This window comes from Microbacterium sp. (assembly GCF_052099035.1).
Classification (GTDB): domain Bacteria; phylum Actinomycetota; class Actinomycetes; order Actinomycetales; family Microbacteriaceae; genus Microbacterium.
Window position 1 is genome coordinate 1 of record NZ_JBQDSX010000082.1, and the last position, 9,654, is coordinate 9,654.

At 67.4% G+C, this 9,654-nt stretch carries 10 protein-coding genes and 1 pseudogene; 5 read left to right on the forward strand and 6 right to left on the reverse strand.

Features of this window, described 5'->3' with window-relative positions; all coding sequences use genetic code 11:
- Window positions 1-176 (forward strand): heme-binding protein (locus ACTIAO_RS15625; protein WP_441907101.1); only part of this gene is annotated, 176 nt, incomplete at its 5' end.
- Between the two features lie 150 nt (window positions 177-326).
- Here the strand turns inward: ACTIAO_RS15625 and ACTIAO_RS15630 are convergent.
- The 3 genes from ACTIAO_RS15630 to ACTIAO_RS15640 form a co-directional block, all read right to left on the reverse strand.
- Complete coding sequence (locus tag ACTIAO_RS15630) at window positions 327-983, reverse strand: nucleotidyltransferase domain-containing protein (protein WP_441907092.1); 657 nt, start codon at window positions 981-983, stop codon at window positions 327-329.
- Between the two features lie 114 nt (window positions 984-1,097).
- Complete coding sequence (locus ACTIAO_RS15635; RefSeq protein ID WP_441907102.1) at window positions 1,098-1,550, reverse strand: MarR family winged helix-turn-helix transcriptional regulator; 453 nt, start codon at window positions 1,548-1,550, stop codon at window positions 1,098-1,100.
- Window positions 1,551-1,645: 95 nt separating this feature from the next.
- Window positions 1,646-3,535 (reverse strand): FAD-dependent monooxygenase, encoded by a 1,890-nt coding sequence (locus ACTIAO_RS15640; protein ID WP_441907093.1) that lies wholly within the window; start codon window positions 3,533-3,535, stop codon window positions 1,646-1,648.
- 103 nt (window positions 3,536-3,638) lie between these two features.
- Between ACTIAO_RS15640 and ACTIAO_RS15645 the strand changes: the two genes are divergently transcribed.
- Window positions 3,639-4,388: an IclR family transcriptional regulator gene (locus ACTIAO_RS15645; RefSeq protein ID WP_441907094.1), complete on the forward strand. Its 750-nt coding sequence runs from the start codon at window positions 3,639-3,641 to the stop codon at window positions 4,386-4,388.
- Between the two features lie 171 nt (window positions 4,389-4,559).
- Window positions 4,560-5,756 (forward strand): annotated as a pseudogene (locus ACTIAO_RS15650) (4-hydroxybenzoate 3-monooxygenase).
- Window positions 5,757-5,770: 14 nt separating this feature from the next.
- Here ACTIAO_RS15650 and ACTIAO_RS15655 read toward each other — a convergent pair.
- Genes ACTIAO_RS15655 through ACTIAO_RS15665 form a run of 3 tightly spaced genes read right to left on the reverse strand, consistent with a single transcriptional unit; the run spans window position 5,771 to window position 8,478 of the window.
- Window positions 5,771-6,316 (reverse strand): Dps family protein, encoded by a 546-nt coding sequence (locus ACTIAO_RS15655; RefSeq protein ID WP_441907095.1) that lies wholly within the window; start codon window positions 6,314-6,316, stop codon window positions 5,771-5,773.
- On the reverse strand, window positions 6,316-7,167 hold the full coding sequence (locus ACTIAO_RS15660; RefSeq protein ID WP_441907097.1) for a tryptophan-rich sensory protein: 852 nt from the start codon (window positions 7,165-7,167) through the stop codon (window positions 6,316-6,318). Before ACTIAO_RS15660 ends, ACTIAO_RS15655 begins: the two co-directional genes overlap by 1 nt.
- A gap of 30 nt (window positions 7,168-7,197) precedes the next feature.
- Window positions 7,198-8,478, reverse strand: a complete 1,281-nt coding sequence (locus tag ACTIAO_RS15665; protein ID WP_441907098.1) for a serine hydrolase domain-containing protein — start codon at window positions 8,476-8,478, stop codon at window positions 7,198-7,200.
- Window positions 8,479-8,544: 66 nt separating this feature from the next.
- Here ACTIAO_RS15665 and ACTIAO_RS15670 point away from each other — a divergent pair, with 66 nt between their 5' ends.
- Together ACTIAO_RS15670 and ACTIAO_RS15675 are read left to right on the forward strand one after the other, a co-directional pair.
- A complete protein-coding gene (locus ACTIAO_RS15670; RefSeq protein ID WP_441907099.1) occupies window positions 8,545-8,859 on the forward strand; it encodes a DUF2470 domain-containing protein in 315 nt (104 codons plus the stop codon).
- An 83-nt stretch (window positions 8,860-8,942) separates the two neighbouring features.
- A complete protein-coding gene (locus ACTIAO_RS15675) occupies window positions 8,943-9,590 on the forward strand; it encodes a heme oxygenase (biliverdin-producing) (RefSeq protein WP_441907100.1) in 648 nt (215 codons plus the stop codon).
- Window positions 9,591-9,654: the final 64 nt, after the last annotated feature.

Below are 9,654 nucleotides of genomic sequence, written 5' to 3' on the forward strand. Positions count from 1 at the left end.
CGCAGCCGACGCAGCAGTTCTTCGGCATCCAGAACACCAACGGCGGCAAGGTCGCGATCTTCGCCGGCGGCATCCCGCTCTCGCGCGACGGCGTCGTCGTCGGAGCCGTCGGTGTCAGCGGCGGATCCGGGGAGCAGGACCACTCCGTCGCCGAGGCCGGCGCCGCCGCGTTCTGAGCTCCGTCCCCCGCGAGAATTGCTTTGCGGCACGAGAATCGCGTTGCCAGCAGCCGTCTCATCGCGCAGAGCAATTCTCGCGGCGGGGATCGGCGTCGACTTAGCGTGAATACACCCTCGATGGCGCATCAAATCACGCAAAGTTGAGCGTTAGGACTTCTTCCGGTTCCAGCTGGACTTCGCGGGAGCGAACGGGCTCCGCACGTGGATCGCCCACGTCGAGTGCGGGTGGATGCGCAGCAGCGCGGTCTCGTAGAACGTCACCGCCTGCGCGTCGAGCTGTGGGAGCACGGCATCCTTGTCGGTCGTGTCCTCCGGTCGCGGACGCAGGGCCTTCCAGACCAGCTGAACTTCGGGGGCGCCGGTCGGGATGCCGTCGATATCGATGACCGCGCGATCCCAGGGCAGCGTGAGCCGCGGATCGCGCTTGTAGACCCACGCGCGCGGAGCGCCATCTTCCGCGTTGACCTGCAGCACCCAGGCATTCTTCGCGTCGTCTCGGATGAGCACCGGCTGCAGGTCGGCGTCTGATGGAGCATCCGCGAAGGGCACGATCTCGTCCTCTTCACCCGAGGGCGCCCAGGCGCTGAACCCCTCCGGCAGATTCGCGACCAGCGTGGCCAGGTCGCCGGCGACGACGCTCACGTCGATGTTCGAACGCTCGCGGATCGACCGTCCGAGCCAGCGGTCCAGTGCCGCACCTCCCGAGAGCCACCACCGAACGGATGCTGCGCCGAGCAGCTCCGCAACCTCGTCGGCCGAAACGGCCTCCCACGGAGTCGCGGCAGCAGATGCAGAAATGGCCATGAGTTGAGGCTACCCGGGCCGGTCACCACCTCTCGCCGTTCACAACTCCTCAAGAACGGTGGGCCGAGCGCCGGACGGCCCGAAACCACGGCTGCTTCGCGGTTCTTTGAGGAGTTACGAACGTGCGGTGCCGGCGACCGAGCCCTCGAGCATCGCCCAGAGCCCGTGGAACAGTGCCGCAGAGTCGTCAGGACCCAGGTGCGCTGTCAGCTCACGCTGCACCTCGATCACCAGCGGGGCGAGACGCGCGCGCTCGGCCGCTCCATGCGAGGTGAGCGTCACGACGTTGCGCCGCGCATCACCCGCGGCCCGCTGGCGGGCGATGAGACCGGACTTCTCCATGCGCCGCACGAGGTCGGCGATCGTCGAGCGATCGAGGTCCACCTCGTCGCACAGCTCGCGCTGGCTCGCCTCACCGAGACGATCAAGAACCGCGAGGATGCTGTACTGCGCGCTTGTGATCTCGCTCGAAGCCACTCGCGCCCAGGTCGCCAGATGCAGCTGCTGCGCGCGGCGGATGAGGTTCCCGACGTGACGCTGCGGTTCGGGGAGGTCAGGCATCGTCATCACGGCTCCATCCTCTCAGGTGCGCTCACAACAGAGCTTCAACTCCTCGATCGCTGAGCCTGTCGAAGCGTCGCGGGCCAGGCCCTTCGACAGGCTCAGGGGCCGGTGGGCAGCAGGAACCCGCCGAAGAAGTCGCGCAGCTCCTCCCGCGCGGTCAGCGGCAGCACGTGCGCGACGTACTGGTCCGGACGCACGACGACGATCGCACCGTCAGCGGCGATTCCGCGCGCGGTGAAGATGTCGTCCGCGGCATCCGCAGTCCACACCTTCTCCCAGTTCTGCAGGCCCAGCGGGCCGGACTTCGGAAGCAGCAGCGACGGAAGCTCCGTGACGTCGACGTCATGGTGCGATCCGCGGAAGACCGCGTGCACATCGATGACACTGTCGATGTCGGCATCCGCCGCGGTGAATGCGCGAACCGGCGACTGCGGAGCGTCCGAAAGCCACGTCGCGAGCTCCTGCAGGGCCAGCCCAGACGAGTCGCCGAAGGCGTAGAGCCGCCAGCGGCCGTCGGCGACGTGCGAATGTCCGAGCTGCAGCGGCCGCGCATCCGCGACCCGGCGCACGGGAGACGAGTGGAACCGCGTCCCGACCTCGAACCCGGTCGCAAGCCCCTGGTGCTCAGACCCTCCGGTCAACAGCGATGGCGTGTACGTCGTCGCGAGCCCCGCCGTGTACCGACCCTGACGCGAGAACTCGGCCTGCATGTCCGCAGCAGAGACGCCGCCGCGTTCGGGATGCTCCGGGTCGAGCGCCGGCTGCGCGATGAAGGTCGACCAGTACTTGTCGAACGCGATGAGGTCGGCGGCGATCGTCTGGCGCTCCTCCGAATAGGTGCGCAGCAGCGTGGCATCCGATCGTCCCTGCAACACAGCGGCGAGCTTCCACCCGAGGTTGAACGCGTCCTGCATGGAGACGTTCATGCCCTGGCCGGCCTTGGCGCTGTGCGTGTGGCAGGCATCTCCCGCGACGAACAGGTGCGGCACAGCATCCGCCGCAGAATCAGGAGTCAGATCATCGAAGCGGTCGGCGACCCGCTGGCCGACCTCGTAAACGCTCGACCAGGCGACCTGGTGCACGTCGATCGAGTACGGGTAGAGGATCTCGTTCGCAACAGTGCGCAGTTCTTCGGCCGTCTTCTTGCGGATCTCGCTGTCGCCAGCCGAGACCTCACCGAGGTCGACGTAGCAGCGCACCATGTTGCCGCCCTCGCGCGGGATCATCAGCAGGCTCCCCTTGCCCGCGGATTGCACGACGTTCTTCGTGCGCCAGTCCGGGAAGTCGGTGGTGGCCAGCACATCCATGACTCCCCAGGCATGGTTGGCGGCGTCGCCCTTGAGCTGGATGCCGAGGGCGCGGCGCACGTTGCTGCGCGCTCCGTCGCATCCGACGACGTACTTCGCGCGAACGGTGAACTCGGAGCCATCCACCCCGCGGAGCGTGGCGATGACGGGATGCTCGGATGCGGCATCCATCTCGCAACCGGTGAACTCGATGCCGTAGTCGGCCTCCAGGCGACTCGGCGAGTTCGCCGCGTGCTCAAGCAGGTACTGCTGCATGCGCGCCTGGTTGACGATCACGTGGGGGAACTCGCTGAGCCCCTCCGGGGTGTCCTCCACCCAGCCGGTGCGGGTGATCTTCGAGCGGTCTTCCTCGGACGGGCCCCAGAACCGCACCTCATTGACCCAGTACGCCTCACGCACGAGCGCGTCGGCGAGGCCGAACGACTGGAACATCTCCACAGTGCGGCAGGCGACACCATCGGCGTGGCCGACCTGCAGCGGCTCTTCGCGACGTTCGATGATGCGCGTGGTGATGTCGGGGAACTCGGCGAGTTGCGCCGCCAGCACGGTGCCGGCGGGGCCCGTGCCGACGATGAGCACGTCGACATGCTCGGGGAAGGCCTCGTCACGCTCGAGTGCCTCAGGGGCGGCAGGGCGGATGTCCGGGTCGCCGGGGCGGTAGCCGTCACGGTAGAACTGCATCTGATCTCCTTCGATCTCCGGTGCACCCGGGATTCGTCCGACCAGGTCGGGATAGTTGGGGCACCAACGATTGTACATGGATGCATCATGCGAAGCTAGCCCCATGGCCAACTCTCGCTCGGGCGACTCGATGACAGACCGCATCGTGCGCGTGCTCGAGACGTTCAGCGACGACCGCACCATGCAGACGGCAACCGAGATCGCCGGACGCGCAGAGCTTCCCCTTTCGACCGCTCATCGCATCGTCGGAGATCTCGTCGCTGCGGGGCTGCTCGAGCGCGACGAAGACGGCCGCATCCGCCTGGGCATGCGGTTGTGGGAGCTCGCCCTCCGTGGATCCAGCGCGCTGCGCCTTCGTCAGGCCGCCCTCCCGCACATGGAGCGCGTGCAGTCGCAGATTCGCGAGCACACCCAACTTGCCGTCCTCGAGCATGACGAGGCACTCTTCCTCGAGCGGCTCTCGCACCCGGATGCCGGCGCCAACATCACTCGCATCGCCGGCCGCCTCCCCGTGCACGCATCGTCATCGGGCCTGATCCTGCTCGCCTATGCCGATCCCACCGTGCGCGAGCGGGTGCTCGCCGGTCCCCTGCGCGCCGTCTCCCGCGAGACAGTGACGGATGCTGTCGCGCTCCGCGCGCTTCTCACCTCGATCCGGCGGCGGGGATATGTCGCCGCACCCGGGTCGATCGAGTCGGTCTCGACCGGCGTCGCGGTCCCGGTGCGCGACCGCGGTGAGGTCGTCGCCGCGCTGTCGGTGGTGCTGCCGCGGGATGCTGATCCCACTGCTGCACTTGACGTGTTGCGCGACGCCGCGCGCAACACAGAGCGGGACCTGCGCGCGCTGCGCTGATAACCATCGCCCAGGTCGCGATTTATGTCGCTATCCGGCGATGAAAGCGACAGAAATCGCGACCTGAGCGCGCGTTGCGACGCACGTAGGCCCATTCAATGGGAAAGTACCGCGTGTGCGGGTTCGACGTCGCAGACTAGTGCGCAGCATCCGCCCGTCGAAGGAGACCGCATGAGCACCGCACCCGAACAGCGCCGCGCCGAGACGATTCGAACGCAGGTCGCGATCGTCGGGGCGGGGCCCGCGGGCCTCATCCTGTCCCAGCTACTCGCCGACGCCGGCCTCGATTCGATCGTCATCGACCAGCGCTCCCGCGAGGATATCGAGCAGACCATCCGCGCCGGCATCCTCGAGCAGGGGACCGTCGATCTGCTCACCGCGATCGATCCGAACACGCGCGTACACACGGTCGGCGACCGGCACGACGGCATCGAACTGCGCTTCGAAGGCGAAGTCCATCGCATCGACTTCCAGAGTCTCGTCGGCCGGAGCGTCTGGCTCTACCCGCAGCACGAGGTGCTCAAGGACATGCTCGCGCTGCGCCTGAGCCGTGGGCAGGATCTGCGCTTCGGCGTTACAGCAACGCATGTCGAGGGCGTCGACGATACGCCACGGGTCTACGCCAGCAGCGCCGAGGGCGACCTCGTCATCGATGCGGACTTCGTCGTCGGCGCGGATGGCTCGCGCTCGGTCGTGCGCCCGGCGATCGCGGGGAAGTCGCACGACGGCTACTTCCGCGAGTATCCGTTCGCATGGTTCGGCATCCTGTGTGAAGCACCCGCCAGCGCGGACGAGCTCATCTACAGCAACTCCGATAACGGCTTCGCCCTCATCAGCCAGCGCAGCCCCGAGGTGCAGCGGATGTACTTCCAGTGCGACCCCGACGTCGACCCGCTCGCGTGCAGCGAGACCGAGATCTGGGAGACGCTGCAGTCTCGCGTGCCCGGCACGACCCTCAAAGAGGGAACCATCTTCCAGCGCGATGTGCTGCGCTTCCGCAGCTTCGTCGCGCGTGAGCTGCGCCGTGGCCGTGCCGCCCTCGTCGGGGATGCGGCGCACACCGTGCCGCCCACCGGCGCGAAGGGCATGAACCTCGCGATCGCCGACGTCGTCATTCTCGCCCGGGCGCTGAACGCACTCCTCGGCGAGAGGGACACCCGGCTCATCGACGGCTACGCCGAGGCCGCATCGCAGCGCATCTGGAAGGCGCAGAACTTCTCGTGGTGAATGACGAGCATGCTGCACCTGCAGCCCGAGCACAACGAGTTCGACCGCCGACGCCAGCTCGGCGAACTGCGGTCAGTCACCGACTCCGAAGCCGGCCGCACCTACCTCGCCGAGGCGTACACGGGCTGGCCGCACGACTGACCCTCGAGTGAGGGTCAGGCCTTGGCGGGCTTGCGGTTCTCGGCGCTCACCATCCACGCGAGCTGCTCGAGCCGCTCCATCACCGCGTGCAGGATGTCGGCACTGGTCGGATCGGCGTCGTCGACCTCGTCGTGCACCTCACGCATGGTTGCGACCACGGCCTCGAGTCGCACCGTGATGAAGTTGATGGTCTCGGTTGTGTCGATCTCGCCCTGCGGATACTCCGGCAGGGTCGTGGTCGATGCCACCGTGTCACTGCGTCCATCCGGAATCGCGTGCAGCGCCCGCATCCGCTCGGCGACCGTGTCGCTGAACTCGCGAGCGGCGGCGACGATTTCGTCGAGCTGAAGGTGCGTGTCGCGGAAGTTGCGTCCGACGACATTCCAGTGCGCCTGCTTGCCCTGCATCGACAGCTCGAGCAGATCGACGAGCACCGCCTGCAGGTTCTCTCCAAGCTGCTTCGGCGCGACGAAGCCCTTCTCGGCGTTCTGTCGCTTCGTGCCCTTCTCTCCCGTGCCACCGCGCGCCGTGCGCTTGTTCGTCGTGGTTGTCTTTGCCATCATGACCTCCTGTCGGCCACCATAGTCCCGTCGCCGCCGCCTGCGGCAAGGCCTTGACGAGCAGCATCCCGCATGCGTAGACGGAACCGCCACCCTGTCACCCCGAGCACCACGACAGCGAGCACGGCGGCCGTAGATGCCACGACGGGCGCTGCCGGATCCTGTGCCCAGCGCCCGATCGCAATCCAGATGAGGCCCCATGTCGAAGCGACAGCCGGCGCCCAGCGGCCGCCCCGCCACGCAGTGAAAACGGCGACGAGACCGGCGAAGATCAGCGTGATCGTGCCCGGAACACCGGGCGCCTCCGCCCACGACTCGATCCCGACACCGGCGAGCCAGGCCGCGAGGTTCGCCGCGGCGGCGATGGTCACCCACCCCAGATACAGGCCGATCACCCCATCGATGAGCACGATCTCGGCGACGGTTCCGCGGCGCGGCCGTCGGCACGCGCGCACGAACGTCATCAGCAGCACACCGAGCAGGATCACGATGATCACGAACGACTCCGCGATCCGCCACGCCATCACGCACATGATCCACACGGCGTTCAGAAGAGCGGATGCCGCGACCCCGTAGCCGACCGCGCGATGGCGTGCCTTTGCCGCCTGCGCTGGTGCGAACTGCCAGATCGCATATGCGAGGAGGCCGAGATAGATCACCGACCAGATCGCGAAGGCGAAGCCTGCGGGCGCGAGCACCGTGGCATCGGACGCGAACGCTCCGCCAGCAGCATCCGCAATTCCCCGTCCGCCGAACAGACCGGACCCGAACAGCGCCGTGACGATGGACCCGAGCACCGTCAGTGCGACGACGATTCGGCGAACGCGATCAGACTTCTCGGTCTGGGTCATGCCCCCAGAGTAGAGGTGGGTACCGCTCGGTCACTCCGCTGGCGGCGGCGTGGCGCAGACCGCCAGGTTCGAGATGGTCTCGTGGTACTGCTCTGCGGTGAACGGCAGGCCGAACTCCGGCGCCGTCTCACCCTGGGCGGCCGGAGCCTTGGATGCGATCGCGGCAAGCTCCCACGCGAGGTAGGCCGCGACGCTCCCGCCCGAGGCCGAGTTGTTCAGGACGACAGCGACGGTGAACCCGGTCTCCGGGTCCGCGTACGCCGAGGTCGCGTAGCCGGGCGTCCAGCCGTGCTGGCCGATCAGTGGTCCGACGAGGTACGCACCACCGGTTGCCTGGTACCAGGACTCGCCATCGGGCGTCACCGGCAGCGGCGCGCCGAACTGATCGGGGTTTGCGTCCTCACGAAGCCCCTGCCTCGCCGCCGCTTGGGCGAACCGGCCGAGGTCATCGATCGTGGAGACCGCACCGGAGTCGGTGAAGCCCGTGCTCGATGAGATCGTCGTGATATCGACGGGGGCCGTGCAGTCGTAGCCGCCCTCGATCGCATTCAGTCGGTTGCCGCTGAGCGGGTTCTCACCCGGAGTCGCGGGCGCCGGGCTCGGAAGCGACGTGTTCTCCAGCTCGAGCGGATTCGTGACGTACTTGGCGATGAGGTCTGACGCGGTCATCCCCGACGCACGCTCCAGCGCGAGGCCCAGCAGCAGATAACCGGAATCGGAATCGCGGTATGTCGTGTGTGGCTCGATCTCCTTCTGACCGAGGCCGAACGATGCCAGCTCCAGCGGCGCCCACACCCGCTCCGGAGTGTTCTGCCACATGCCGCGGACGGTGCCCTCGGAAGATCCGGCGCCGCTCGTGCCGTTGCAGAGGTCGAGCAGCGTGACATCCTGCATCTTCGCAACGCCCGAGACGTAGTCCGGGACGGCTGCGTCGAGCTCGACCGTGCCCTCGTCCACGAGCGCGTAGAGCACCTCGCAGGTCATGATCCGAGTGACGTCGGCAACCCGGAACGACATGTCCGTGGTGACCTCGGACTGATCCTCGACCGATTGCGTTCCGAGCCCCGTGACCCATGTTCCACTCCACGGCACCCAGACTCCGACGATCGCGCCGGTCGCCCCGGTCTTCACCATCGCGTTCTCAACGGCCGCCTGCAGCTGCGCCGTCGTGTCATCGGGCAACGCCTGATCGACCTGAGCGGGCGCGGTGTACGAGTACGAGTCGTCCGAGGCGCACCCAGTCAGCGCGAGAGCAAGGACGGCCGCGCCTGCGGCGGCGGCACGCCAGCGGCGCGACGAGAGAAGGTGCATGAAGGGGCTCCTGGATGATCTATCCCACGAGTCTAAGGTGCTTCCGCCCCACGTACAGTAATGGGCATGGCTCACATCTTCGACAGCGACGTGGTCGCCGCCATCCTCCGCCACATGAACGGCGACCACACCGACGACAACATGCTCATCGCTCGCGCGTTCGCCTCGCCGTCGGATCTTCCGATCACGGATGCCGTGATGACCGACCTCGACGGCGACGGAGGCATCTGGCAGATCACCCGTGCCGGCATCCCCGAAGAGCTGCGCGTGCCGTGGCCTGGTGGCGCGATCGATGAGCGTCCTGCCGTGCGTCGCGAAGTCGTCGCCCTCTACGACGCCGCGTGCGCGAAACTCGGCGTCGCCCCGCGTCCACACGCGTGAGCGGCGCGCCGCTCCCTGAGCCTGTCGAAGGGTCGGCGCCTGAGACCTTCTCTTTTAGGTAAGGTTCCCCTTACACTGGGGGCATGGCTGAAATCCTCTCCTTCTCCGCAGCGCTCCGCGAGCGTTCGTCTGGTTCGCACTCGCGCAGTGAGCACGCCGGCTTCATGGCGGATCTGCTGAAGGGCGAAGCATCCCGCGAGGACTACATCTCTCTCGTGGCGCAGCACTACTTCATCTACGAGGCCCTCGAGTCTGCAGGCGAGCGGATGCAGCGCGACCCGGTCGCCTCCGTCTTCATCACCGACAAGCTCACCCGGCTTCCGGCGCTCGAAGCCGACCTCGAGTTCCTCGTCGGACCGGACTGGCGCGAGACGATCACGCCGCTTCCGACCACAGAGCGCTATGTCGCCCGGATCAACGAGGTCGGCGCCACGTGGGCGGGCGGCTTCGTCGCGCACCACTACACGCGCTACCTCGGCGATCTGTCCGGCGGAATCTTCATCGGTCGCGTCATGCAGCGCCGCTTCGGATTCGAGACGAACGGAGTCGGCTTCTACCTCTTCGACGACATCGCGGACCCCAACGCCTTCAAGGACGTCTACCGCGAGCAGTTGGATGCCGCCCCGTGGGATGCTGCGGAGCGCGAGCGCGTCATCGACGAGGTGCTGCTGGCGTACCAGTTCAACACCGAGCTCTTCCAGGATCTCGACCGGGCGCGGTTGGCTGCCTGAGGGGCAGGTCGGTTTCGACTCGCTGGCGCTCGCTCAACCCGTTTCGTCTTCGTCGCTCCGCTCC